This window comes from Rheinheimera sp. B2H12, from assembly GCF_059620065.1.
Genome location: NZ_CM184363.1, coordinates 4631669 through 4657852 on the forward strand (window position 1 = coordinate 4631669; position 26184 = coordinate 4657852).

Consider the following 26184-nt stretch of genomic DNA (forward strand, 5'->3'; position numbering starts at 1 on the left):
ATTGGGTGTTTATTAGCTTCGCCTCTTTTCCTGTTAAACGCTTTGTGATAACAGCGTTTTACACGTCATCTTCTGTCAAAATTTGACGACAATGACGCACAGTGAGCAGCCTAATTTCGTGGCTTAAGCTGTATATCAGGCGATAATGGCCAAAAATGATTTCGCGATAATGGGTATGCGGCATTTCAGGTACGAAGCGACCCATTTCTGGCATACTTCCAAGTAACTCTGCTTTATCGAACACCGCATGCACCCACTTTTCAGCAGCAGATGGATTGTCTAAAGAAATAAAGTCCGCCACATCACCGAGCTTTTGCAGCGCTAATGGCGACCAAACGACGTTCATTTTTGAATGCGCCCTAGCAGCTGGGCCCGCGCATCTTCATTAGAGATACCAAGACCTGAAGCCAATTGAGCTTCTGCTGTACGCATTTCCTCCAGCAGCTCGATTTTCTCTTGCATGGCTTCGTACACTGCGACGTCAAGAACAACAGCAACGCCTTTACCATGTTGCGTAATAACCAATGGGCGACGAGTCTCATTAATTTGTTTGATGAACGACGCGACACCAGCGCGAAATTCAGATAACGGCTGAATATCTTGATCGAAATGAATACGGCTCATATCAAACCCCAATTAGTACAAATTAACGTACAAATAATAGTTCAAACAACCGCTAGGAGCAAGGCGACGATGCTGAAACAGGGGTTGGAAAAAGGGGTTTAGACCAGACACAGTTTTAAAGGTGCTTTCTGGTGCAAAAAGCCGGTTCGAATGGAGTTAATCAACACTATAAGAGCACTATTGGCCAACGCACCCAATCCAGTTCCACTAATACCTGCATCACCATCTCATATCACGCCGCAAATTCACGCACTCTGCCGGCCGAATAAGTACTTACGCATATAGAAATTTATATAAACAATCAATTTTTGGAGGCTATCATTTATGGACTTTTTAACTTTGCCAACACCGCAGGAAAAACAACCACCTCGTCACAATCCAAACTTTACCCGGTCAGACTTGGAACTGTTATTGAGCGTGATCCGGTTCGCAATAAATTTTTATAAGAGAATGAATTTAATCGATGCTTTAATCCCGGTTATCAGTGAAATCTTGAGCAGTTGCCCATGGTTCGACTACATTTCCTTGTTGATTAACAGCTAATACCAGGAAGCTTTGTTTTACTAATCCACGGTACCTTTGACTTATCTATTACGACATTCCGATAGCTTTCACACACCACAGCTCACTCAAACAAAACCATCAGACCAGCACATGCGGCCTCAAACTGCACTCGGCTGTGACACTGCTTGACGGGCCAGCATGTAACTACTGACGATGCAAACCTGGTGGCGCAACTCTGGTGATGAGTTGTGGCTGCTGTTTTCGAGTCGGCTGATGAGATCTATACAGGCGAGTCTGGCGGGCAAACTGAAGCGTGGGATTGGTTTGAAGTACATTCGAATACTCGCTTGATAAGCGCAACCTAAATGTAACCTAAAAGTGAATTAATCAAATATTTCTGCAATATAAAAACTGTCATAACAGCAAAAAACACGCACTCACAGGCTATTAATTGCGACATGTAAACCATTGTTTAATTTAGTGTAAACTAAACAAGTTTGCATATATACTTGTCGGGCGGAGCAGAAGCAATTTAACGCGTTTCAAACTCGAGGCAAATGCTATGAAATTATCACAAGATTGTTTGCGTTCTCTAAGAAGATGGTTATGTGGAGAGTGGCACACTAACCATCCTACTGATATGGAGATGTTCTATAAATTTGTTAATGGCTATATTGATGATCATGGATATAGCCTTAACGAAAGCGAGTTACTCCAGCTAATCTCAGAGCAAGCTAAATGTGGTTATGCTTCGGAACTGATGAAACTGATATCAGAAAAGATTAGGTTGATGTCAGATATTATTGATTATGCAAAAGCAACTGGACGATAAAACATTAACAGCACAAAGCCCAGCAGATTATGGGCTTTGATTTGCACCCACTTTGTTCCACATGTAAAACACGCCCGCTTATCACCGGGGCTTAAATAGCTAATAAAGTTAAGTGAAAAGCAATTATTCAGATCTAATTGCTCAAAAAACCAGCATGTAAATAATTTAAAATCTTGCCATAAAAAAGCTTGATTCTGCTGCGGATTTTTTGGTTGCGCGGCTCTCAAGTTAGTATGCACTAACATAAGCATATTTCAGCTTTTTTAATGATATTTTTGGGTGTTGCAAATAAAAATTAACCACTCTATCTTGTTGTTTGAAAGGGATTTCAGCACTAGATATATGGATTTACAACGGGAGATAACCCACCGGCTCGGTCGCCAAACTTTCACCGGCGGGGAATCTGAAGTACAACATAACTGGAGTATTTAAACATGAGTAATGACTCATGGTTAAATCGCCTTGTTGAAGCAGTTAACGGAAGCTTTGGTACATTCCTAATAAGGACATGTTTCATAGCAGACCTTTTACTGCAGCTAGCAGGCAGATTTACCACTTAAGCTGTAAAGTGAGGCACAGCTAAACTGTGCCTCACTTGCTGTGCAATGTATTAAAATTTATCGTCTAGCGCAACAGTTTAGTTAAAAAACTCATGGCAAAAATAGAACGAAAAGCCTTCAATTAATTTGATTTTTACCCCACCATCGCATCCAATAAATCCCGCGCACAACGCCCCGCATTCCCAGCATGCCGGTGCAACTCATCAACCACCCCCATGTAATCATCATAATGCCGCTTGACCCAATCCTGCTTGCTTAGCGGTTTAGCCAGGTGCTGATTGATCGATTTCAACAGCCGGGTTTTAGTCGGGATGATCCGCCCCACTCCGGCACAGCTGTTACACTCAAACACTTTGTTGAACTTGAGGCTAAACACCTGGCCAGTGCCGTGGCACTTGCCGCAAACGCACGTATCAACAACCTCATGCACTGCAGCCTCGGCCATTGCATGCGCTAAATCATCCGACTCACCGGCATGGGCCAACGTTGCCTGCAAAGCACCAACAAGCCGCGCTCTTGCTGTGACATTCTGAGCAATCTGGGCATCAAGTATCAGGGCGCCAATAGGCTCCCGGTGCTGAATTTGCCCGAGTAAACCCAACACATCCTTGCCGGTCATTGGATTGGTAAATGCTGAAACGATTTCTTGCACGCAAGACGAAGATCAAAAAATTCATCGGGAATGCGTGACATTCATTCAATCTTTATAGACAGCCAGCGGCGAGCTAACTAAAAACCCGTCGCGATGACGACCAAAATGTCCGACTGCTCCGTAGTTGCGCTGCAGGTCGAGTCAGACCTACGGATGAATGAACCCCGTCGTAGTGACGACAAAAATGTCCGACTGCCCCGCAGCTACGCTGCAGGTCGAGTCAGACCTACGGATGAATGAACGAAACCTTCATTTGCACGAGACAGAAGGCTTTCTGCCTGCGAGATGCGCTGCGAGTTTTTAACCCCGTAAAGTGAGCCGTAATAAAATCAATGGTTTGAGGTTTTAAAACGCCGAGTGTTTGAGCGGGCTGACGCTAGCAGCCCGCGAGTTGCGGCGTTGCCTCAAACCATTGATTTTATTGCGGGCTTTCGAACGATCCGGGGTCGCCTTTTCTTTGGTATCTTTCTTTTGGCGAAGCAAAAGAAAGATACTCGCCAACGGCGAAAGCTGTTAAAAGCCAGCCAGCGGCAAGTTAAATAAAAACCCGTCGTCGTGACGACAAAATTGTCCGACTGCCCCACTGCTACGCTGCAGGTCGAGTCAGACCTACGGCTGCGGCGCACGAAACCGTCGTAGTGACGACCAACAACCACAGTTACCACGCTAAAAAAACCAATCATTGGTGGTCTCAAATAGCAACAGCATCGTAATCAGAACGCCAATAAACACCAGGCGTCAGGTCATCGCGCCATAACACGGCTGGAACACAATGCCCAAAGCCGAGCGCATCAGCATCACAGGCGCCAGGCATGGCAAGCCGGGCCTAGCCATGTATAATGCATCCCATCAACTGCAGGCAGCAGCTTTGCCGCCAGAACTCGCTGGATAGCTATGAAATATAAAGACTTACGTGATTTTATCGCGCAGCTGGAACAACGGGGTTTATTAAAACGGATCCAGATGGAAATTGATCCTGTGCTGGAAATGACCGAAATTGCTGACCGCACGCTGCGCGCCGGGGGGCCGGCTTTGTTATTTGAAAATCCAAAAGGTTATCACATTCCGGTGCTGGCCAATTTATTTGGCACGCCAGAGCGGGTGGCGCTTGGTATGGGACAACCAGATGTCGGCGCTTTGCGTGAAGTCGGCAAATTGCTGGCGTTTTTAAAAGAACCCGAACCGCCAAAAGGCTTAAAAGATGCCTGGGATAAGCTGCCGATTTTTAAGCAAGTGCTGAATATGGCGGCTAAAGTGGTGAAAAAAGCGCCTTGTCAGCAAGTGGTGCTAACTGGTGAGCAGGTTGATCTAACCAAACTGCCAGTGATGACCTGCTGGCCCGGCGATGCAGCCCCTTTAATCACCTGGGGTCTCACTGTCACCCGCGGACCGCATAAAGAGCGGCAGAATCTGGGCATTTACCGCCAGCAAGTGCTGGGCAAAAACAAAGTCATTATGCGTTGGCTGTCGCATCGCGGCGGCGCGCTGGACTTCCTGGAATGGCAAAAAGCCCATCCGGGCCAGCGTTTTCCGGTCGCAGTTGCCTTGGGCGCAGACCCAGCCACTATTTTAGGCGCCGTCACACCAGTACCGGATACCTTATCTGAATATGCTTTTGCCGGCTTATTGCGTGGCGACAACACCGAAGTGGTGAAATGCATCAGCAACGATTTACAAGTGCCGGCCAGTGCTGAATTTGTGCTGGAAGGGTATCTGGAGCCAGGTGAAATGGCGCCGGAAGGCCCTTATGGCGACCACACCGGCTATTACAACGAAGTGGATTCTTTTCCGGTGTTCACCGTCACTCATATCACCCATCGCGAAGATCCGATTTACCACAGCACTTATACCGGCCGACCGCCCGATGAACCGGCGATTTTAGGTGTGGCGCTGAACGAAGTGTTTGTGCCGATTTTGCAAAAGCAATTTCCGGAAATCGTCGATTTTTATCTGCCACCTGAAGGCTGCTCGTACCGGCTGGCGGTGGTGACAATGAAAAAACAATATCCGGGCCATGCCAAACGGGTGATGATGGGCGTCTGGTCTTTCCTGCGGCAGTTTATGTACACCAAATTTGTCATTGTCTGTGATGATGATGTCAATGCCCGCGACTGGCAGGATGTGATCTGGGCTATCACCACCCGGATGGATCCGGCGCGTGATACCACCCTGATTGAAAACACGCCGATTGATTATCTCGATTTTGCTTCGCCAGTGTCTGGCTTAGGCTCAAAAATGGGCATGGATGCCACCAATAAATGGCCGGGCGAAACCACGCGGGAATGGGGCGTCCCGATTGAAATGACGCCGGCGGTTAAACAGAAAATCGACCAGATCTGGGCTGAACTTGGCATCGACTTACCGCCAAGCAACAAAGGTTTATTGCGGTGAATCGCCTAAGCCAATCCGCATGGCCACGCGCGTGGCAAGCATGAGCTGGCAGGTCACCATTCAGCCTGCTGGCCTGAGCTTTGCGGTTGCAGCCGATGAAACCATTCTGACGGCCGCGCTGCGCCAAGGCATCGATTTTCCGCATCGCTGCCGCCAGGGCGTTTGCACGGCCTGTGTTTGTCGGTTAAAAAGTGGTGCTGTGCATTATTTACCGCCAGAGCCACTGACTGAGGTCGACAAAAGCCAACAATTTACTTACTGTTGTCTGGCATATCCGGACAGCGATCTGATCCTGCATCATCCATTTATCAGCGGTTAAGCCGCTGAATTGAAAGAACAGAGCCATGACTGAATCACAATTAAAAGCTGCGTCAAATAAAGTTCTCGCCACAGTGCATAGCATCAGCGCCCTGACCCCGACGGTGCAGCGGGTGTTGCTGATCCCCAAAGCAGCGGTTGAATTTAAAGCCGGGCAATATTTGCAGATTTTTTTATCTGACAGCGATAAAAGACCTTTTTCCATTGCCTGCGCGCCAGGTTTTACCGTCGACGGCCAGCCAGCGCTGGAACTGCAGATTGGCGGCGCTGTCACCGACAACTATGCCAGTCAGGCGCTCAGTCATTTACGCGATAACGCGGAAGTGCTGATCCAGGTCGGCCTGGGTGAAGCCTATTGGCGTCAGGACAGTGAGCGGCCCATTATCCTGCTGGCTGGTGGTACTGGTTTTTCTTATGTGCATAGCATTGCCAGTGCTATTGCGCAAAGTGGCCTGGACCGGCCAGTGCAGTTGTACTGGGGCTTACGCAATCAGCAAGCGCTGTATGCCGAGGCCGAGCTGACCCAGTGGCAAGCTGCCAATCCATGGTATCAACTGCAATTAGTGGTGCAGGAGCCGGATGACAACTGGCAAGGCCGCAGCGGTTTGGTGCATCAGGCGGTGCTGGCTGATCATGCCGATTTAAGCGCTTTTGATATTTATATCGCCGGGCCTTTCCCGATGGTGGGCGCTGTGCGTGACGCCTTTTTAGCCCAGGGTGCTGTACAGCAACAAATGTATGCGGATGCTTTTGCCTGGTTATAAAGCCTGCAGCTGGCGGTTTTTCAGTTTCAGTCTTGCTGTACTGGGGTTGCTGGTTGCTTGTTCACCGCCAACAGCGGTGCAACCAGTACAAGCTATCCAAGCAGAGCCCAGGCAGTTGTCACAACAGCTGTATATCTGGCAGCGGCAATGGACAGCACAACATCCAACCGCGCTGGCGCAAAGCCGGGCCGACTTTAGTCAGTTGCGGCTGCTGGCACTGCAATACCATGTCAGCAGCCAAGGCCCGGTCTGGTTTGAAACCAGGCTGCCGTTATCGTTATTGCAACAAGACGGCCGGCCGCTGTGGCTGGTGATCCGGCTGGATGGCCAGTTACCGCAATTGCCAGTGCAGGCACTACAACAAAGGTTGCGCCAACTGCTGCAACAATGGCAACAAGCCGGTCTGACACCAGCGGTAATTGAAATTGATTACGACAGCGCCCGCAGTCAGTTACCGGCTTATCAACGCTGGTTACAACAACTGCGGCCGCAATTGCCTGCCGGTACTCAACTGGCAATCACGGCCCTGCCTGACTGGCTACAGAGCGCGGATTTTAACGCCTTGTTGCAACAGATTGATATCTTGACGCTGCAACTACATTCAGTGTTATCACCAGCACAAGGCTTGTTTGAGCCGCGCCTTGCCAAACAGTGGACCAGTCAACTGGCGGCCCTCAGTGACAAGCCTTTTTATCTGGCGTTACCGGCCTATCATTCCGCTCTGGTGCGCAAAGCCGCCAGCTCAACTGACTGGCTGGTCGAAAGTGAAGTGCCACAACTATATGCCGGCGAGCGCCAGGAACTGTGGCTGGATCCACTGCAATTACAACAATGGCAGGCCTGGTTACAACAACAACCCTGGCCGCTGCTGCAAGGACTGGTCTGGTTCCGTTTGCCATTACCGCAGGATCAGCGCAGCCTGTCGCTCAGTACCTTACAGGCCATAGTGCGGCAACAGCCATTACAACAACGACTGCAACTGCAATTGACCGGCACAGCCCCTGTGCTGGAACTTTGGGCGCATAACCGCGGTCAGACGCCGCAGCAGTTACCGGCATTGCTGCAATTACACAGCAGTCAATGCTTGCAAGCCGAAGCCATAACGGGCAGCCACCTGCAGGCCGAGCCCGGCGGTTATCAGTTACAGCTGCCCAACCGCAAATTGGCCGCGGGCCAGCGGCAATTACTGGCCTGGTTTCACTGCCAGCAGTTACAATTGATCGACACAGCGCCAGCCAACAGCCCTGGCGCTGCGCCCTAACCTTTTCAACCATGATGGACCTCAAAATGCACATGCCAAGGACACCACGCCAGCCACTGACCAAGGTCAGTGTATTGACCACCCTGCTTATCACTATGCCGGTGCTGGCTTGCGGGCCTGATTTTCCACTGCAATTATTATCCGACCGTGGCCAGCATTTGCAGCAATTGCCTGAACCTTTATTTGCCACTGAAGTTTTAGCGCTGGCAACGAAAGTAGCCACCTTCCCGCTGCCAGCCAAAAGTTTCGCCAGTCAGTATGACTGGCAACTGGAAAGAACAATTAGCGCAGCCGAACAAGCCGAGCAACAGCTGTTGCCCGCCGAGCAAGCTTCCTTAGTGGCACTGATGCGTCAGCAAAGCGATGCTGCCACAGCCTTACAAATCGGTGCTGCACTGCCGCTGGAATTAAAACTCTACACCGCTGGCGCCGTGGCTTTTGCCAGCCAGGATCATGTCAATGCAGCCAGTTTATGGCGACAGTTATTAGCTTTACCCGCTGCGCAACAAACGCAACGTCGCAGCTGGGCCATGTATTCACTGGCGCGCTTACTGCTGCAACAAGCAGAGCCGACCGCCACTCTGGAAGCGCAACAATTACTGCAAAACTTACAGCAGGAAGTAAGCGCCGGCCTGGCCGATCCGTTACAACTGGCGGTGGCCAGTTTGGGCGAACAAGCCCGCTTGCGGCTGGCCGCCAATGACTGGCAACAAGCTATAGGCCTGTACGCCGCACAGGCTGGTTATGACGAATCAGGCCGCGCCTCTTTATTACAACTCAGTAAACAACTGCTGGCGCTGCCGGATGCTGAACTGACGCCGTTATTGGCGCAGCCGAAAGTGGCGCAGTTACTGAGTCGTTATCTGCTGACGCAACAACAAATGCTGAGCTATCAGGCACCGGAGCAACTCACCAGGCTGAGCCAACTGTTATTACAACAACCACAAGTGCGGCTTGACAACGCACTGCAACTGGCTGCTTTGAGTTATCAACAAGGCCAGTTTGAACTGGTTGAGCTGTTATTGGCTCAGGCTGACAACAGCCCGCTGCGCTGGTGGTTAACCGCGAAAATGGCATTGCGACACAATGATTTAACCGCTGCTGCTGCGGCTTATGCCAAAGCGGCGAAAGCCTTTCCAGCAGAACTACCACCTCCTGCATTGCAACCAGACCGCTATGCCGAAGTCCCCAGACCGCAGATGCTGCAACAACTGCAACTGGATAGCCAATGCCGGTTACAAGCCGAAGCCGGCGTGTTGCAACTGCAAAGGGGCGATTATCTGGCGGCCATGCAACTGCTATATCAAAGTGGCAGCCAGTACTGGCAAGACACCGCTTATATTGCCGAGCGCGTATTGACCTTGTCCGAGCTGCAACAGTTTGTCGACCAACAAGTACCGGCCGGTCAGCCAAAAGCGCCGTCAGAATGGCAGTATTTTGGTGATACTGAGCCCAACACGCTGTTGCGGCAGCTGTTGGCGCGCCGCTTGCTGCGCGCTGGTGAGTTGGCCCAGGCAGAGCGCTATTTTGTCGAACCGGCGTTACAACAACTGGCCGCCCGCTACAGTGATGCCATAGCACAAAGTCAGCCCAACTGGCTGAGCCCTATCCGGCAGCAACTGGGCCTGCCGGATGTGGCACGGGCGGCGGCATTATTCCAGGCCGCCAGCCTGACACGGCAGCATGGTCTGGAACTGCTGGGTTTTGAACTGGCGCCGGATTATCAGGTGTTTTACGGCCAGTTTGAGTTTTATCAACCGCCTGAAGCGCCGCCGCAGCAGTGGCAAATTCCGGCAGCTGAACAACAGCGCAGCAGTGACAGCAGTGCGGTGCCGGACAAAAGATTCCATTATCGTTACCTGGCGGCAGAACTGGCGGCGCAAAGTGCCGACTGGCTACCGCACAATAGTCAGGCCTTTGCCGCCAGTCTGTGCCACGCCACAACCTGGTTGATCAACCGCGATCCGGCGCTGGCACAACAATATTACCAGCGTTATCTGGCGCAAGGGCCATATGTCAGTTGGGGCGCCGATATCGGTATTCGCTGCCCGGCGCCAGATTTTAGCAGCGCCGCCAGCCGCGCCAGCCAAAACTTGCAACAACAGCTGCAGCAGGGGCTGCGCCAGCAACGCGGGCCAATCCTGGCCGCAGCGCTGTTTGGCTTGACGCTGTGCGCTGGCCTTTGGTGGCGACGCCGTCGGCGGTAAAGCAGTAGTTGGCTTTAGTCAAGGCTGGGCTGCACCAAGGCCGCTACTGTTTTTAACGCAGTGCGGCTGACCGGGATTTGGCTACCATCGGCCAGGCATAAACTGCCTTGCCGACCATCACGGCGCAGTTGTTGCACTGCGCTGAGGTTGACCCAATAAGAACGGTGCGGCTGGATACCGCGCAGGCCCGGGACTTGTTCCAGCACGGCAATCGCATCGCGTAAACTGGATAAAATCAAACAACTGCCGTTGGCTGTCACCACTTGTAAATAATGCAATTCAGCTTTCAGGTAATAGAGTTCCGCTCTTTTTGCCAACGGCACTGCAGCAAAAATCGGCAAGGCAAAAATATCTGTGATCACACCAACCGGCGGTGTCGCGACTGAGCCCTGCGGCACTGCTGTTGCTGTCAGCTCAGTTGCCACTTGCATCCGCTGCGCGCGCACTAAACGCCAACCCAAAACCCAAGGTGCATTCAAAGCCAGCCAGGCTAAAGTGACCACAGGGGTCACACCCAGTACTTCCTGGCCAAGCGCCTGTAACCATAATTGCGCTGTGGCATACCAGGGTTCCAGCCCAATCACCACATCTAACACTAACGCGGGTCCGCAGAACAGCACGCTACCACTGACACCAGCCAGCGTTAATTGCAACCAGGGTGACAACCGCTGAGTCCAGGCCTGATGCTGCCAAAATTGCTGGCTTTTAATCAACATTGCCACAGGTAACAACGTTTGCCCCAGCCATAACAGCAATAAAAAGGGCAATGACAGGGTGGAAACCGTACTGCTACTGAAGGCAAACAACAGCCCCAGCACTGTCGCCCCACCATAAAAATAAGGCGCAGGCCGCAGATCGGTGCTGTCCAGCAAAGGTTGCATAAAACTCCTGTGGCTTGATAACAGTTTGTAATATTGATGGTATTGCACAACACCTTCAGTCTGATGACAACAGCATAAAGCACTGCTGCAATACAAGACAAATAATTGATCCGCATAGCTTTTGTCTGACAACACTGTCCTCCCCCCGGGTGTACTGTCCATTGGTGCAAAATCTTGCCCTTTGGTGCAATTTCACTCGCGCCGCCTCCACAGTCAGGCAATGCTGTGGTTACTCAGACACTGATGCTTTGGTGATGCTGCACGCACAGCAAACAACAGCACCACAGTTTGAGTGACCACTCAGTCGCTTGTTTTTAGTGCGCACCACGGAGGATCCATGCCACAGCAGTTGTTCAGTTTTGCCCTGTTATATCCACTGACGTTTAGCGCCGCCATCAGCGCCGCCACAACACAAAACGAACCAGTGCCACCAAAATTAACCACTCAGGTATCCGCTAACACAGCGCCAGGCTCGCAAGCGGACTCATTAGAAGTGATGCAAATTCTCGGCCGCACGCCACAGGGCCTGCAACTGAGTACCAGCAAAATTTTAAAACTGGCTGGCACCGGCAGTGATCCACTGCGGGCGCTGGAAGCCTTACCCGGCGTGACGCTGGCCACCCCATCCAGCGGTGGTCCGGTGGCGCGGCCGGCCGTGCGTGGCAGTTCCCCGCTGGATAACGACTATCAGACCGATTTTTTGCCGGTCGGTTATGTGTTCCACAATGATGGGCTCAGCACTTTTAATCCTTTGCTGATCAATAGCTTCAGCCTGCAAAGCAGCAGTTGGGGGCCGCAATACCGCGATGCAACCGGGGCCGTGATCCTGACCAGCCTGAAAGATCCGGATCCAGACCAAAGTCAAACCCTGTTGGATCTGGGTGCCATCCGCTCAGCGCTGTTGTATGAAGGGCCACTCAATGAACAGGCCGCTTTTTATGTCTCAGTACGGCAAAGTTTTATTCATCTGTATGTCGATAATTTTATTGAAGATGAAGAGTTTGATTTTGCGATACCACCACGCAACAACGATTTTCAAAGCAAACTGCGCTGGGAATTAAGCCAGGACGAAGCACTGATACTGACGGCCACCGGCGCCAGCGATAAAGTGCGACGCCGGTTTGACGCCGGTAGTCGCGATGTTGGCAAAAACCCTGATTTAGCCAGCGGCGAAGGTTTTCAGAGTGAGTATCAGCAACTGGGCGCAGTCTGGCAGCTCAGCCACAGTGTTGGCGCCAGCCAACTGGCACTGAATTATCTGACCCGCAGTGAAGACATTACCCAAGGCATCAGCTTTACCCAACAGAGTCAGCTCGATGAATGGCTGTTCAAAGCAGCCACCGACACAGACTTCGATGCTGGCGTGCTGCAATGGGGTGGTGAACTGAAACAGCAACAACTGGATTTACAGTTCAGTGGCCGCAGCCAGCCTTGTAACCTAGAAACTGCCAGTTGCCCGCCAGCTTTGTATGCGCCTTTATTGCAAGATCAGTTGGCAAAGAGTGTCCGTTTTAGCGGGGCTTTTGCCAACTGGCAGCAACAGCTTGACAGCAACTGGCAGTATCAGGCCGGCTTGGCATTGGATCAGAATAACTTTACGGAGCAAAGTTTTGTCGAACCCAGACTGGAACTGAGTTATCAAGCTGATGCGCTCAACTCAGCCAACTCGCCAGAGGCTGGCGCAGCATGGCAACACTGGCAGCTCAAACTGGCTTATGGTCAGCACCATCAATGGTTTCGCCGACCTGAGCTGCTCTCTGCGGTGTTTGGCAATCCACAGCTTGAGCTGGAAGAGGCCGAGCAGATTGGCCTGGCATTTTCGCAACCACTCAGCCCGGGCTGGAGCTGGCAACTAGAGCTTTATCAGAAAAAGTTATCCGGCTTATTTGTCGCCAATCCGGCCCGGCAACACAGCGGGGCCAGCAACCAGCCCAGTCTGGTCGCGACAGTGCCGGCTTTTGTCAATGGCGGCAGCGGTACTGTCCGTGGTGCTGAGCTGCTGCTAAACCGGGATCTGAGTGATGGCTGGTACGGCTGGTTTAGCCTTAGCTACAGTCATAACCAACGCCATAACGACTTGCTGGCGCAGGATTTTAACTACGAGTGGGATATTCCGCTGCAGCTCAATGCCGTGCTGCAGTATCAATGGCATGAACAATGGCAACTGGGCCTGAAATGGCGTTATCAGAGTGGTCGCCGTTTTACCGAAATTTATGGCAGCCGGCCGGTCTTTCCAACCCGGCAGGGGCGGCCAGATCCCAGCCTGCCAGCGCTGTTTTATCATCCGATTGAAGGCGAATTTAATGGTGCCCGCCGTGACGCCATGCATCGACTGGACCTGCGGCTGGATTATCAGACGCAGTGGGGGCCTTACCCTGTCTCCCTCTATGCCGAAGTATTAAATATCTACGCCAACAAAACTGTCCAGGAACAAGAGTGGAACGCCGATTACAGTCACTATGAACTCGATTACGAGTTTCCGGATTTTCCATTTCCTGGTCTGGGCCTGACCATCAGATTTTAACCAGCCGGGGGCAGCTTGCCCCGGCAATTCAATTTATCCCCAAACAACTTGAAGATGCTTTTTTGCGGCTGATAAAAGTGTTTGCGACAAGGCCGCAGTTGGAAGCTTTGGTCATTCCAAAGCGACAAGCGCTAACGCGGTATCAGACGCTTTGAGCCCCGTCCGAAGGCAGCATTTTCGATTCGGTGAATGGTTTTTTAGCAGAGCTCAAAACGAGTAGCTGCAGGTTGTTTGGGTATATACTAACGGCCTGGATCGCAATCAGATGAGTTGCTATTGATGTCGTTGTTGCAATTGGGTTGTTTAGTGTTTGGTCTGGCGGTGATTGCCGCCAGTTATCCGGCCGAATTCTGGCCCAAACTGCGGCAAGAGCGGGTTTATCAGCATCTGGTTTTTGCCAGCCTGGCGGCGTTGTCGGTGTTATGGAGCATCCAGGCCGGCATCAAAACTGGCTTAGAACTGCATTTTCTGCTGCTGACCACCCTGGTGCTGTGCCATGGTTATCGGATTGCGCTCTGGCTTGGCTTAGTGCCTTTACTGGCCTTGCTGCTGCAAGGCAAACTGGCCTGGCAGGACAGTGGCATTATTTTCCTCAGCCAGGTTCTGCTACCGGTGCTTGGCAGTTATGCGCTCTTTCTGTGGAGTTATCACCGGCTGAGCCGACAGCTGTTTATCTATATTTTTGTCGCCGGTTTTATCGGTGCCGCGCTTACCATCGTGCTGCAGATCTGCACCACTGCGGGTCTGCTCTGGCTCGATGGCCGTTATGACTGGGACACTATTTACGACAATTATCTGTTATTTAGCTTGCTGATTTGGTTTCCGGAGGCATTATTAAACGGTGCAGCTTTGACCTTATTGGCGGTGTATAAACCAGAATGGCTGCGCACCTTTTATCAGCGGGACTATTTATCGCCCGAGCGCTGAGTCTGACCTGAGCATGCTGACCAGCGCTCAGATTGCCCAACCTGCAACCGGAGACAATAAATGAAACTTGTGACCTTCTGCTGTTTGCTCATGAGCCTCGCCAACCTACCGCTGCTGGCTGAAACCATCTGGATTGATGTCCGTTCGGCGGCGGAATTTCAGCAAGGTCATTTGCCAGGCGCTATCCATATTCCGCATACCGACATCGCCAACCGTATCCAGCAACTGACCCTCGATAAAAATGCCGAGATCCAACTGTATTGCCGTTCTGGTCGTCGCAGCGGGCTGGCCGAGGCCGAGTTAAAAAAACTGGGTTACCAGCGGGTCGTCAATGCTGGTGCTTATCAACAGTTATTGCCACAAAACACGGCTGACAATCAGGCCAGACCGCAGCAATAATACTGTCCGGCCGCTGCTGTGATGCCGGTCAGCGGGCGGCATCAGGCCAATTCAGACACAACAGACACAACAGACACAACAGACACATCATATTTACAAAAAGTTACTTTGCTGCTATGTTCATTTTCCGATGATTGAAAAGGAATTTCTGATGCGTAGCTTACTCCCGCTGTTACTAACCGCTAGTTTATCCTGTCAGGCTGATATGCTGCAGGCCCTGCAAGCCTACCAACAACAAGATTTTGGTACTGCTGCGAGCAAATTTACCGAATTACTGCCGCTTGGCAATGAAGTTGCCAGTTTTAATCTGGCCGCGATGGCGCTGAATGGTGAAGGCCAACCGAAAAACACCAGTAAAGCGCTGACTTATCTGATGTTGGCGGCAGAGTTAAAGCATCCGCAAGCCGCAGCCTTATTGCAAAAACTGTCAACTGAGGCGTCCGCTGCTGAGCTGCAGCAAGCAGAGCAACAATTCCAGCAGTTACAACAGCAAGTCAAAATCAATATCTTTACCGGTGAGGAAGAAGATGACAAGTTATTGCCACTGCCGATCAAACGGATGGAGCCCCGCTATCCGGTGGAAGCGGCCAGAAAAGGCCTGTTTGGCTATGTCACACTGCGCTTACTGGTCGATGAAGAAGGCAAAGTGGCCGCTGTTGATACGCTGGACTCTTATCCAAAAAATGTATTCGAAAAAAACTCTATCACCGCGCTGAAACAGTGGCGTTATCAAGCTGATGGTCAAAAACATATCCGGAAAATTAATCTCAGTTTTGCACTTGAAGGCGGCGTGAATCTGACCAAAGTGGATAAAACCATCGCTGACTATAAACTGTGGGATGCTGCAGTTGCCGGGGTGCCACAGCATCAATTGGTGTTAGGCACTTTATTGGAAATGGTGGCGATCCAAAGTGGCAACAGACCTGAATTCGATGCCAGCCAACCACTGAGCGCACAACTGGATTTATCTTTATTTAAGCCGACGCCTGCGCCAAAAGCGGCGATCAAAGGTTTTTATGGTTATGCCAAGGTCAGCACAGATGAGAAAGGAACCATCAGCAAAGTGCATCATTTCCAGCCGGACGTCGAGAATGAGCAGCCTGAACTGGTAGGACAACAACTGACAGGCAAAGTCAGAGCCGGCGACTACAGTCTGTACCGGCATAAATTTAGCCGTCAGCCCAAAATCAGCGTGCGGCATTTACAGCAGGCGCCGCTGACGTTATCCAGCAAATATTGGTGGTCAGAAGCTGCCAAAAATGGCGATCCTGATGCCCAACGTATCATGGCGGCCTACCACGACGACTGGGAACAATATTTGCTGAGTCAGCAACATGCTGAAGTCATGGCCTGGGCCGGTACCAGGCTGTTGCTGCAAGGGCAACGCGAGCAAGGTTTGCAGTTGCTGGACCAGGCGATTGCAAAAAATTACCCATTGGCGACTGAGCTGAAAAAACAATTTTTATAAATAATTGCCCCTGTTGGTGGCTGTGCCGCCAACAGGGTTTACAGAGCTTGCAATGAAAAAAAATGGATTTTAACCTTGATTGGGTTCAGTGGCGCTGCGCTGACAGCGTTTTATTTACTGCCAAAACTGCCATTTGCTGCCGCTTTGCCGGCAGTTCTGACCGCAGCTGGCACGCCAGCTCAGGGCAGTCATCAGCCGGCCAATGCTGTTGCCGGCCCTGAACAAAACACGGCGTCTGCCGTCGATTTTTTACTGCTGAAATATTCTGCCTCACTAAATCCTAAGCGCAGCCCGCTGAGCAAGCAGAAAATTGATGCCATGCTGGCGGAGACGGCTGCACTGCAACAAGAAGTGTATGCACTTGCAGATTTTTTGCCTCTGCTGGAAGAAGCCAGAAAAAACGGTGACTGGCAAGCACTGATTGATTATCTCAGCACGCATCGCAGCAGCACCACATTTCGCAGCGCGGCTGACTACTCCATTACCGATGTATTAGTCACGGTGGATGCACCTGTCGCTGTGATTGAATCGGCACTGCAGTCCTATCCGCCAACCCTGAATAGCCTCTTTACCCTGGTCAATACGCAAAGCTTGCGCTCGAGCCCGGCCTTGTTACACAACCTGCTGAGTTACTTTGCGGTCACTGAGCTGCGTGCAGCCACTGTGGCGGGGGTGAACAGCCTCGATTTACTGGCACTGGCGCAACAAAACCAGCGGCAAGACATCGTTAGTTTTTATGCAGTGACCGACATTACAGCCACAGAGATGGCGGCTGCGGTAGCCAAGCTCAGCAATAAGCCTGCAGCCGTTCAAAGCCCAGCCCAGCCACAACCTCAGGCCCTCACCAACGAGATGGCGCCAGCGGGTTATCATTTTGATATCAGCAAAGCTATTGATTCTGACTATTGCCGGCAATTAAATCAGACCCTGTCCATGGGCATTTACCCGGCAGCGAATAGCCAGTTTCAGCCAGCGCCAGCCATGCTGCTGGCTGCACAAGCCCATCAACTGAATAAAACCAGCTATCAGCAATTGGCAGCAAAACAACAAAGCCGGACTGATTTACCAGCCACTTTTCAGCAAGCACCGGACAGCTATCAGCACTCGCTGGTGCTGTTTGCCTTGTTGCAACAACAACCTTTGCCTGACAACAATACAGATTATCTGCCGGATTCTTATGCCATTGGTTGGGTCAGTATGGACAATTATCAGCATTACCAGGCTGATATTATTCAACGTTTGCTCAAGCAAGTCACCGCAGCGGATGATCGGCTTGCCATTGCTGGTTATCTGTATGGCGGCCCCCCGTTGTTGCAACAACTGGTGGCCGCAGGGGCACAGCTGCAACCTTCAGCAGCAGAAGATGTGTTACATATCAGCATCAGAAATATGGATCTGACGGAAAACCTGGCCTTACAGCAATATCTGACACAACAACAGTTCCGGTTTAAACAGTCGCATCAACAAATGCTGGCCTTTAAACAACATTGTTTAGTTGATGAAACCCAATAGCGCGGTGCCCCGCAACGGAGCAAACCCATGAAGCTTTTCTGGCAAACCAATGGTTTAAAATTACTCAGCTGGCCGCTGGCTGGCCTGATATTTACCTTTCTGTTACGCGCTTATGCCGGTGACGCTGCCACCGGCATACTGAACCAAGCGGTGCTGGCGTTATACTTTCTCGGCGCTATTGGTTGGGCAGTATTTTGTTTGCTGGCAGCTCTGGTCATTTTGCTACGTTTGTCGGGACAACCTGCCCTTGTACTGCTCAGTTGGCTCAGCGCTGTGGCCATCAGCGCCGGCCTGCCCTGGCTGATTGGCCCGCAATAAAGTGCTGCCGGTTTAACCGGCAAAACTACAAGCCGGATACTGCTGTAAAGTGGCGGACGCCCATTGCCGTAACTGTTGCTGCACAGCGGCCGAAATGTTCAGTGCCGGAATGGTGGGCAGTTGATCGGCCGGATCGCCGCTCAGCACCTGATACAACATAAAGGCGGTAAAAGCCGCGCCCGTTTTATTGGCGTGGTTGCCATCGGGCTCATGTAACCGCAAACCTGTTTGTTGCATCAGTTGATACCAGCCGAGCGGAATAGGCGCCACACAAGCAGCTTCCTGCCTGGCAATGCGCTGATGCAGCAGATAAACCCGCTCACCTTCTTCATTGTTCCCTGCTCTGGCATGTTCCGGAAATAATACCGGGGTGATCTGCAATTGCTTGGCAAGCGCAATCCAGTGCAGGCTGGCATCGATGGGATAACTATACAGGCCTGTGGTGGAATACTTTTGTCCCTGCAGCACCAGATGCGTCCAGGGCTGGCTTTGTAACAAAGGCCAGCTGCGGCCATCGGTCATTCGTTCATCGAGAAAAGCCCAATCATCCGCCAGTTGCACCCTGCTGGTCGCTTGCGGCCGGCCCTGTTGCAACATCAGTTGCAACATCACTGCTAAATCATGGCTTTGGACATGGCTGTTACCAAATAACAACACTTCAAAGCGAGCGCCGGCTCTGTTATCCGGCACCGCCAGGCCAGGCGTAATCACAGGTAAAGGTGGCTGCTGCACCGGTGGCCGTGGCTTCGGCGGGTTGCTGCTGCTGGCAGGATCTGAACCGCAGCCTGCCAGCAGACTTAAACTCAGGATCATCAGTGACTTTGGGAAAGATGGCATCATAGCCTCCGTCAGAAATTGCGAATGATAGTCAGACTAAGTGCTGCCGACTGGCAACACCAGCCGTTTACCCTGAGCAATTCCTGATGAAAAGCTGAGCCAGCCGCTCAGCCACAGAACTATTGCCGACCAGCGCCCGATCAGCGACAATTCAGCAACAGGTCTAACCAGAGAAAATTGTATGCCGCATCAAACCCTGATCAAAGTTCGTGGTTATCATTTAGATATTTATCAACACGTCAACAATGCCCGTTATCTGGAGTTTCTGGAAGAAGCGCGCTGGAGCTATCTGGAAGACAGTGGTGACGTGGCGTTTTTTGAACAGCTAAATCTGGCCTGGGTGATTGTGAACATCAATATCAATTACCGGCAAGCTGCCACCAATGGCCAAGTTCTGGCCATCTCCAGTCAGTTCAGCAAAATTGGCAGCAAAAGTGCTGTCATCCATCAACAGATCCATATTCAGGACAGTGCGGTGCTGGTGGCTGATGCCGATATTACTTTTGTCTGTCTGGATCGGAAAACTGGTAAAGCGTTACCGATTGAAGGCGCGTTAAAACAACGGCTGGAACAACATCTGACGGAATAATCCAGCTTAAGCAGTGGACGGCTGTTGCGGTGTTGGTTGCCATAGCAGCAGTTTGTCAGCAAAACTGACACTGGCATGGGCCGGACTGGTCGAAGGCAAAGTTCGGATCCTGATACCGGCACCAGGCCAGTCGCCCGCAGCCAGCCAGCGCTGATACTGGCGAAAACTTTGCGCGGCTTTGCCACCATTGAGCCAAATCTGCCGGATTTCAGGATACTGCCGGCACAAAGCGGCAACATCATTAAAAGTTATACTGTCGCTGACAATAGCACTGTCCAGACTACCAGGTCGCTGACACTGGCCTATCACATCCCACAGGGCGACGCCGGCATCCAGCAAGGCCTGACAACGTGTGGCATAAGGCAAAGCAGGCTCGACGCCAAATAACGCCTGCATCAGTTGCCAGAACTGATTCCGTGGATGACCGTAGTAACATTGTTGGGTTAAAGAGACCTGTCCCGGCATGCTGCCCAGGATCAGCACTTGCACCCCAGGCTGCACCAAAGGCGGCAAACCTGTTAACAGCGGCAATGCGGTCACAGTGCTCAGACCGCCGGCTGCGGCTGCAGTGCTGTGGTTACCGCCTGAGTTGCCGCCTGACAAGCGAGTTCCGGCTGATATTGCAGGGCTTTTTGCCAGGCATGGCTGGCCTGCTCGGCTTCCCCTTCCTGCGCCGCACAATAACTCAACACGGCATACAGATAACCATTATTACTGTGATCACGTAACCAGTGCTGGGCTTGCTTGCGCAGCTGCAACACAGAGCGGCCCAGTTGGATCTGTTGCAACACAGGCCAGGCCAGCGTCAGATCGGCCAGCGCCAGACTGTCCAGTAACAATTTTTCTGCTTGCTCCGGCTGACCAGCCACAGCTTTGGCCCAGACTTTACCTAAGGTTGCAGCGATAGATTTGCGCTCTTTAGCAGGTAATTGCTGCCAATAAGCGGCATTTTCGTCAAACTGGCCTTGCGCCGCCAATCCCTGAATGGCCACCGGATATAACTGATAACGCAGCTGCTGCCATTGCGCCTTGCTGTACCATTGCTGCTTCAGTGCCAGCGGTACCTGCTCCAGCAGTGTTTGCCATTGGCCAGCTGCAGTCAGGGCTTGTAACCACAACCGACCCAGCTTGCTGTCTTTGGGCTGGGCGACAATTTTGTCACTGAGGAAACTGACGGCGCGGGCTGGCTGCTGTTGTTGCAGATACAGATCCGCTACCACCAGCCAGTTATCCGGATCATCGGTTTCTAATGCGGCAGCCAATTGATTGGCTTTGGCCAGATCACCGTGTTTTTGCGCACTGTAACAGGCCATAATTTGTTTCATTTTTTGCCATTCCGGCTCAGCCTTGGCGATGGAGAAATACTGATCCGCGCTTTGCCAGTCCTGCCGGACAAAAGCCAGCATGCCTTGCTGCAGCGCCTGCCGGGCACGGCGTTCTTTGCGCGAACGTAAGAAGCTGAAACTCAGTCTGGGTAAATCAAATAATCTTTTGCACAGCACCCAACTTAACCAACAGGCCAGCCCTGTCAACAACAGCACCAGCATCAAACCGACAAAAGTGGCTTCGATAGTGACACCGGCCACCACCAGCATGACGTAACCAGGATGATTCGCCAGCACAGGCCCCAATAACATCGCCAGTCCGAGGATAGCGATCAGCAATGCCAGCCGGATCATAACGCCGACTCCGCATTGGTTTGTCCCTGCCGGTAGGCATCAAATAATTGTGGGCTTTTCAGCGGCGCCAGCAATGGCAAACTGACCTGCAACGCCGACAACAGCACTAATTCATCTGCCATTTGCTGCACTGTCGGTTCAGTGGCAGCAAAATAACGTTGTAAGCTGTCAGCACTTTGTTGGATCGCAGCCGCATAGACTGCCTGGTTATGCTGCATTGCCGCCAGCTCCGCCAGCAACAGCTGCTGGGTTAAGGTGTTGCGGACACTGATTTGTTGCTCCGCCGTCAAACTAACCCCATCTTCCGGCAGACTGGCGCGCACCTGGATCAGCCCACGCCAGAAATTACGCCAGTACAACGCCAGATTGGCCTGCCAGTCGGCAGCATCTTCGGTAATCTCTTGTTCGGTCTGGTGATCCATCGCCCGCTCAGACTGGCGCAGGGGCAAGATCAGACTTTGCTGACGCAAATTCGATAAGGTCAGATGCAGTTGATGCATATCGGGCGTATTTAATTCGGCCAGCATCCGTTTGTCCTGACCTATGGCTTCGCGCACGGCCACCAGACTGGCATCCTGCATTTGTTTCAGCCGCTGCTCAGCCAACTCCAGCACTTGCACCACGGCGGCTACGTTCTGTTCCAGAAACAGCTTTTGTTCAGCCAGTCGCAGGAAATAATCCACTTCCAGCAATTGCCAACCTTTGACGTTACCGCTCTGTTGATCTAACTGTAATTGCAGCTTAGCCAGTTCTTGTTGGTTCTTATCACTTTGCTCCTGCGCTTTGGCTTGTAAATCCGCCACCACATTCACCAGTTGTTGCTGCATATCCTGCTGCAATTGCTGTTGCTGACGTTCAAATACACTCTGCTGCTGTTGTTGCTGTTGCGACAGCGCACCTTGTTGCTGTTGTAACGCCACTAACTGCGGTTGCCAGCTGTAAAAAAACCAGCCAACCAGGCCAGCTGAGCCCAGCGAGATCGCCAGTGCCATAGTGCCAAGCACAGCACCAAACGGGCTGCGGCGTGACATTGCCGGCACCACAGAGGCCGGACCGTTCGTTGGCGCTGCTTCGTTATTCAGCACTGGACTGAGCTCGCTCATGAAATTTCCTTCTTAACTGACCAATTGTCTGCAACAACGCCTGATCATTGGCGTTGGCAGCCAGAGTAATATTCGACGCCGGGATCCCCAGCGTAACAGCAGTTTCTGCCATCCGCGCGCTGACCATAATCCACTGCCGCTGCTGTAACCAGGGCTGGGCTGATGCCGGCAAAGATTGCACCAGCAGGGATAAAATTTCGTTGCTGGTGACTACGATACATTGAATTTGCTGCTGACGCCACTGGTCAGACAAGCGCTGACCATCTAGCGGCAACGGTACTCTTTTATAACTTTGCACATAACTGACGTGGGCACCACGTGCCAGCAACGCCTGTTTAATCAGCTCGCGACCACCATTACCGCGCACTATCACAATTTGCCGTTGCTGCACCTGTTGTAATTCCGGCAATGTCAGAATACCTTCACTGCGCTGATCCAGCGGAGCTTGCACTGGCCGGCCACAGCTGCGTTGTAAGGCTGAAGCCGTGGTGGCACCGACTGCCAGTAAGGGCTGCTGCAACCGGGTTAAATCAAATTGCTGTTCCAGACAGGTCACCGCCGACACACTGACAAAAATAATCAGTTCGGCTTGCTGTAAATGCTGCAGATCACGGCTTTTCAGCGCGACCTGCTGGGTGGTGATCAGCGGCTGATAGCTGTATGGAATGCCCTGTTCATCCAGACCGGCCAACAGATTATCGGCTTTGCCGGCTGGCCTGGTGATCAGCACCGCAAACTCAGGCCCTGGTAACATGGTTATTCAGCCGCCAGATAAACTGCGCTCAGGATCTCACCAGCACCTTGCGCCAGTAATTGTTCTGCCAGCGTCAGTCCAAGCTGTTCTGCCGCAGTAGCCGGGCCACGGACTTCTGCCTGAATAATCTGCTGACCATCTAACTGACCGACTAAGCCGCGCAGCCACAGCTCATCGCCCTGATGAATGGCATAAGCGCCAATCGGCACCTGACAACCGCCCTGTAACCGGCGATTCATCGCACGTTCGGCCAGCACCGCCTGCCGGGTCGGCAAATGTTCCAGTGGCGCCAGTAATTGTTGCACCCTGACATCATCAGTGCGGCATTCAATACCAACTGCACCCTGACCATTGGCTGGCAAACTTTGTTCCACTGACAGATAAGTGCGGATGCGATCGGCAAACCCCAACCGGATCAAACCGGCCGCAGCCAGAATAATGGCGTCATATTCGCCTTGATCTAATTTGGCCAGCCGGGTATTGACATTACCCCGTAAATCGCGGATTTGCAGATCAGGCCGGATGGCTTTCAGCTGGCACTGCCGGCGCAAACTGGAAGTTCCCACCACAGCGCCTGCAGGTAAATCACTGAAATCACTATATTGATTCGAAACAAAGGCGTCGCGCGCATCTTCACGCGGACAAATCGTCTGCAACTGTAACCCAGCCGGAAATTCGACCGGTACATCTTTCATACTGTGCACGGCGATATCGGCACGACCGTCCAGCATGGCCGTTTCTAACTCTTTGACAAACAGGCCTTTACCACCAATTTTGGCCAGTGGTGTATCCAGAATTTTGTCGCCCTGCGTCGACATGGGCACCAGCTCAACCTGTAAGCCGGGATGAAAATGCTCTAACCGGGCTTTCACATATTCAGCCTGCCATAACGCCAGGGCACTTTTTCGGGTGGCAATTCGGATTAGTTGAGTCATGCAAGAAACCTGTATCTGAAGGCTGCAACGCACACAGCAAAGGCCTGTGGCGCTGCATCGGCGAAAAACTGGCGCTATTATAGCCGCTATTGATATTGAAAGTCGTGCTGGTACAACACATTTTGCGCCTGATCAAGAATTTGCACGCGCCAGGCCCCGAGTTGATCCGGCAACAACCACTTTTCACTGTAAGTGCGCCACGGCGAATCTTCGATGGTCAGCACGGCTTCGGTTTGTAATTGCTGTTGATAATACCAGCGATGTCTGAGCTGCTGGCCAGCATAACCGCGTAATTCAGTAAACAGATAAAGCCGCTGCACCTTTGCTTGCAACACGGGTGACTGCTGCGGCAAATCTGGTTCTAACCGCTCCATCCGTGCCGTCAACACAATCCGGCTAAAACCAGCCGGCAAACCGGACTGAGACCTGGTCGTGACGGCCTGGCTGCTGGTGTCTCTGTCCGCTGCCGCAGTCACCTTACCGTCAGCGACTTTGGCCAGCTCAGCAGCGACAGGTGCAGAACCTGGTTCAGGCCGCGTTGGCTCAAGTGTCGCGCCGGACTGCGGCGGCTGATTTGGCGACACACGACTGCTGGCCGCCGGATCCGTCAGCGAACTGGCTGGACTGGTCAATCCTGCCAGCCCCCACCAGCTGAAAGCCAGTAACACGAGCAACAGCAACAAGGCCAGGCTCAGCCGCGGCACCGACCAAACCACTGTGGGCCTGGCCTGCGGCAATTCAGCCGGCAAAGGCGCCGGATGCAATTTGACTTTCACCGTCAGTTTGGCTGATTCAGACACTGGTTCAGGCACTGGCACTCTCTTTTGCGATGACTCTGGCTGGCACTGTTGTTACAGCTTACTCTGCCAATAATTGTTGCTGAATAAACCGACTCAGATCATCGACTTCCTGGGCACAGACACTGTGCTCCATCCGATAATCCTGCCAGCGCACATTAAAACCGGCATATTTTAAGTTGTTAAATGCTGCCTGACCAGCCTGTAACGGCACCACAGGATCCGACACCCCGTGCGCCACCAGCACTGGCGTGGATTTATTCTGCGTATTCATTTCGGCTTTCAGTTGATCCGGCACCGCCATATAAGTCGACAACGCCATCACACCAGCAATTTTGTATGGCAATCTCGGCAGCAAATGCAGGGCTATCACCCCACCCTGGCTAAAACCAGCCAACAGAATTTTTTCCGGCGCTATGCCCGTGGCGATGACTTTATCCAGCAACTGACTGACCAGCTCCGCCGATTGGCGGACGCCGGTTTCATCGGCGCGGTTTTGCAAATCCATCGTTTTGATGTCGTACCAGGCGCGCATCCGCATACCACCGTTGATGGTGACCGGCCGTTCCGGCGCATGCGGAAATAAGAACCTGATGCTATGACCGGCTGGCAAACGTAATTCCGGCACTATTGGCGCAAAACCATGGCCGGAATCCCCCAAGCCATGCAGCCAGATCACGGCGGCAGTGGCAGGCACGGCCGGTTTGACATCGACAAAAGCTAACTGTGTCATATTAATGTGCCAACTCCACTGTTACCCCAGCCTGTTTCGAGGCGGCGTCATTCAGTAACTGCCAGAACTCACTGCCACTGCGGTTATCAATCCAGCGCCCATCACGATATTCAAAATGATGGCCATTAAATTTGGTTGCCACCCACAGTTGGTGTAACGGCGGTTGTTTATTGATGATGATTTTACTGTGATCAGGAAAGCTGATACTCAATAAACCACCATGGTTTTCATAATCGAGATCCAGATCCAGTTTTTCAATCGCCTCTTCTACGGCCAATAAAACACTGTCGGTCAACTCATCATATTCTACGTCATTCATTGCCTTTCACCTGTTTGCTTTTGCTGCTAAGGATGCGATTATAGAGCCCTTGGAAATTAATGAAACAGAAACGATGAAAGCACTGTGTCGTCCTCTGGCTGTTATGGCCTGTTTTTGCCTGTTCGTGCTGACAGCTTGTGGTCAGCGTGGCGACTTAACTTTGCCCAAAGCTGAGGTGAATCAACCGGCAGCGACAGTGCCTGTCCATGACAGCACCGAACCAGTCCAGCAGGCTGCGCCAACCACAATACGGCCGCAAGCGACAACCGATCATCACAGTTCAACCAACAGGTAAT

Annotated in this window: 27 protein-coding genes; 14 read left to right on the top strand and 13 right to left on the bottom strand. The window is 52.1% G+C overall.

The window, feature by feature from the left end; genetic code table 11:
* Positions 1-58: 58 nt before the first annotated feature.
* Positions 59-346: a type II toxin-antitoxin system RelE/ParE family toxin gene (locus tag AC53GJ_RS19745; protein WP_496730108.1), complete on the bottom strand. Its 288-nt coding sequence runs from the start codon at positions 344-346 to the stop codon at positions 59-61.
* Entirely contained in the window at positions 343-624 is a 282-nt protein-coding gene (locus AC53GJ_RS19750) for a type II toxin-antitoxin system Phd/YefM family antitoxin (protein ID WP_496730109.1), read from the bottom strand. Before AC53GJ_RS19750 ends, AC53GJ_RS19745 begins: the two co-directional genes overlap by 4 nt.
* Before the next feature lie 1066 nt (positions 625-1690).
* Between AC53GJ_RS19750 and AC53GJ_RS19755 the strand changes: the two genes are divergently transcribed.
* Positions 1691-1960: a hypothetical protein gene (locus AC53GJ_RS19755; RefSeq protein WP_496730110.1), complete on the top strand. Its 270-nt coding sequence runs from the start codon at positions 1691-1693 to the stop codon at positions 1958-1960.
* Positions 1961-2653: 693 nt separating this feature from the next.
* Here AC53GJ_RS19755 and AC53GJ_RS19760 read toward each other — a convergent pair.
* The gene (locus AC53GJ_RS19760; protein WP_496730111.1) at positions 2654-3139 is read right to left on the bottom strand and encodes a hypothetical protein; all 486 of its coding nucleotides are present in this window, start codon (positions 3137-3139) and stop codon (positions 2654-2656) included.
* 927 nt (positions 3140-4066) lie between these two features.
* Between AC53GJ_RS19760 and ubiD the strand changes: the two genes are divergently transcribed.
* Genes ubiD through AC53GJ_RS19785 form a run of 5 tightly spaced genes read left to right on the top strand, consistent with a single transcriptional unit; the run spans position 4067 to position 10113 of the window.
* The gene (gene ubiD, locus AC53GJ_RS19765) at positions 4067-5563 is read left to right on the top strand and encodes a 4-hydroxy-3-polyprenylbenzoate decarboxylase (RefSeq protein WP_496730112.1); all 1497 of its coding nucleotides are present in this window, start codon (positions 4067-4069) and stop codon (positions 5561-5563) included.
* Between the two features lie 19 nt (positions 5564-5582).
* Complete coding sequence (locus AC53GJ_RS19770) at positions 5583-5882, top strand: 2Fe-2S iron-sulfur cluster-binding protein (protein WP_496730113.1); 300 nt, start codon at positions 5583-5585, stop codon at positions 5880-5882.
* 25 nt (positions 5883-5907) lie between these two features.
* Positions 5908-6645 carry an NAD(P)H-flavin reductase gene (gene fre, locus AC53GJ_RS19775; RefSeq protein WP_496730114.1) on the top strand — a complete coding sequence of 246 codons (738 nt, stop codon included), beginning with the start codon at positions 5908-5910 and terminating at the stop codon, positions 6643-6645.
* Positions 6620-7906, top strand: a complete 1287-nt coding sequence (locus tag AC53GJ_RS19780; protein WP_496730115.1) for a DUF3142 domain-containing protein — start codon at positions 6620-6622, stop codon at positions 7904-7906. The genes fre and AC53GJ_RS19780 overlap by 26 nt, the downstream gene beginning before the upstream one ends.
* Before the next feature lie 26 nt (positions 7907-7932).
* Positions 7933-10113, top strand: coding sequence for a hypothetical protein (locus AC53GJ_RS19785; RefSeq protein ID WP_496730116.1), 2181 nt, complete (start codon positions 7933-7935; stop codon positions 10111-10113).
* 14 nt (positions 10114-10127) lie between these two features.
* Here the strand turns inward: AC53GJ_RS19785 and AC53GJ_RS19790 are convergent, their stop codons facing one another.
* Positions 10128-10994 (bottom strand): LytTR family DNA-binding domain-containing protein, encoded by an 867-nt coding sequence (locus AC53GJ_RS19790; protein ID WP_496730117.1) that lies wholly within the window; start codon positions 10992-10994, stop codon positions 10128-10130.
* 337 nt (positions 10995-11331) lie between these two features.
* On the opposite strand from AC53GJ_RS19790, the gene AC53GJ_RS19795 reads away from it, so the two are divergent.
* The 6 genes from AC53GJ_RS19795 (at position 11332) to AC53GJ_RS19820 (ending at position 18142) form a co-directional block, all read left to right on the top strand.
* Positions 11332-13518 (top strand): TonB-dependent receptor, encoded by a 2187-nt coding sequence (locus AC53GJ_RS19795; protein ID WP_496730118.1) that lies wholly within the window; start codon positions 11332-11334, stop codon positions 13516-13518.
* A 279-nt stretch (positions 13519-13797) separates the two neighbouring features.
* The gene (locus tag AC53GJ_RS19800; protein ID WP_496730119.1) at positions 13798-14445 is read left to right on the top strand and encodes an energy-coupling factor ABC transporter permease; all 648 of its coding nucleotides are present in this window, start codon (positions 13798-13800) and stop codon (positions 14443-14445) included.
* A 60-nt stretch (positions 14446-14505) separates the two neighbouring features.
* On the top strand, positions 14506-14844 hold the full coding sequence (locus tag AC53GJ_RS19805) for a rhodanese-like domain-containing protein (RefSeq protein WP_496730120.1): 339 nt from the start codon (positions 14506-14508) through the stop codon (positions 14842-14844).
* A gap of 151 nt (positions 14845-14995) precedes the next feature.
* The gene (locus AC53GJ_RS19810; RefSeq protein ID WP_496730121.1) at positions 14996-16312 is read left to right on the top strand and encodes an energy transducer TonB; all 1317 of its coding nucleotides are present in this window, start codon (positions 14996-14998) and stop codon (positions 16310-16312) included.
* Positions 16313-16387: 75 nt separating this feature from the next.
* Positions 16388-17824, top strand: coding sequence for a hypothetical protein (locus AC53GJ_RS19815; RefSeq protein ID WP_496730122.1), 1437 nt, complete (start codon positions 16388-16390; stop codon positions 17822-17824).
* 27 nt (positions 17825-17851) lie between these two features.
* Entirely contained in the window at positions 17852-18142 is a 291-nt protein-coding gene (locus AC53GJ_RS19820) for a hypothetical protein (RefSeq protein ID WP_496730123.1), read from the top strand.
* Between the two features lie 12 nt (positions 18143-18154).
* On the opposite strand, the gene AC53GJ_RS19825 is transcribed toward AC53GJ_RS19820, so the two are convergent.
* Positions 18155-18982 (bottom strand): hypothetical protein, encoded by an 828-nt coding sequence (locus AC53GJ_RS19825; RefSeq protein WP_496730124.1) that lies wholly within the window; start codon positions 18980-18982, stop codon positions 18155-18157.
* A gap of 178 nt (positions 18983-19160) precedes the next feature.
* Here AC53GJ_RS19825 and AC53GJ_RS19830 point away from each other — a divergent pair, with 178 nt between their 5' ends.
* Positions 19161-19568, top strand: coding sequence for an acyl-CoA thioesterase (locus AC53GJ_RS19830; protein WP_496730125.1), 408 nt, complete (start codon positions 19161-19163; stop codon positions 19566-19568).
* 6 nt (positions 19569-19574) lie between these two features.
* On the opposite strand, the gene AC53GJ_RS19835 is transcribed toward AC53GJ_RS19830, so the two are convergent.
* The 8 genes from AC53GJ_RS19835 to cyaY all read right to left on the bottom strand — a co-directional run bounded on the left by AC53GJ_RS19835 (position 19575) and on the right by cyaY (position 25888).
* Positions 19575-20171, bottom strand: coding sequence for a DNA-deoxyinosine glycosylase (locus AC53GJ_RS19835; RefSeq protein WP_496730126.1), 597 nt, complete (start codon positions 20169-20171; stop codon positions 19575-19577).
* Positions 20114-21247 carry a heme biosynthesis HemY N-terminal domain-containing protein gene (locus AC53GJ_RS19840; RefSeq protein WP_496730127.1) on the bottom strand — a complete coding sequence of 378 codons (1134 nt, stop codon included), beginning with the start codon at positions 21245-21247 and terminating at the stop codon, positions 20114-20116. The genes AC53GJ_RS19835 and AC53GJ_RS19840 overlap by 58 nt, the downstream gene beginning before the upstream one ends.
* Positions 21244-22350: a uroporphyrinogen-III C-methyltransferase gene (locus AC53GJ_RS19845; protein ID WP_496730128.1), complete on the bottom strand. Its 1107-nt coding sequence runs from the start codon at positions 22348-22350 to the stop codon at positions 21244-21246. The genes AC53GJ_RS19840 and AC53GJ_RS19845 overlap by 4 nt, the downstream gene beginning before the upstream one ends.
* Positions 22322-23104: a uroporphyrinogen-III synthase gene (locus tag AC53GJ_RS19850; protein ID WP_496730129.1), complete on the bottom strand. Its 783-nt coding sequence runs from the start codon at positions 23102-23104 to the stop codon at positions 22322-22324. The genes AC53GJ_RS19845 and AC53GJ_RS19850 overlap by 29 nt, the downstream gene beginning before the upstream one ends.
* 2 nt (positions 23105-23106) lie before the next feature.
* Positions 23107-24039 carry a hydroxymethylbilane synthase gene (gene hemC / locus AC53GJ_RS19855; protein WP_496730130.1) on the bottom strand — a complete coding sequence of 311 codons (933 nt, stop codon included), beginning with the start codon at positions 24037-24039 and terminating at the stop codon, positions 23107-23109.
* An 86-nt stretch (positions 24040-24125) separates the two neighbouring features.
* Positions 24126-24851, bottom strand: coding sequence for a DUF2914 domain-containing protein (locus tag AC53GJ_RS19860; protein ID WP_496730131.1), 726 nt, complete (start codon positions 24849-24851; stop codon positions 24126-24128).
* A gap of 46 nt (positions 24852-24897) precedes the next feature.
* Positions 24898-25569, bottom strand: a complete 672-nt coding sequence (locus tag AC53GJ_RS19865) for an alpha/beta hydrolase (RefSeq protein ID WP_496730132.1) — start codon at positions 25567-25569, stop codon at positions 24898-24900.
* A 1-nt stretch (position 25570) separates the two neighbouring features.
* Positions 25571-25888 carry an iron donor protein CyaY gene (gene cyaY / locus AC53GJ_RS19870; protein ID WP_496730133.1) on the bottom strand — a complete coding sequence of 106 codons (318 nt, stop codon included), beginning with the start codon at positions 25886-25888 and terminating at the stop codon, positions 25571-25573.
* Positions 25889-25991: 103 nt separating this feature from the next.
* Here cyaY and lptM point away from each other — a divergent pair, with 103 nt between their 5' ends.
* Positions 25992-26183 (top strand): LPS translocon maturation chaperone LptM, encoded by a 192-nt coding sequence (lptM, locus tag AC53GJ_RS19875; RefSeq protein ID WP_496732827.1) that lies wholly within the window; start codon positions 25992-25994, stop codon positions 26181-26183.
* Position 26184: the final 1 nt, after the last annotated feature.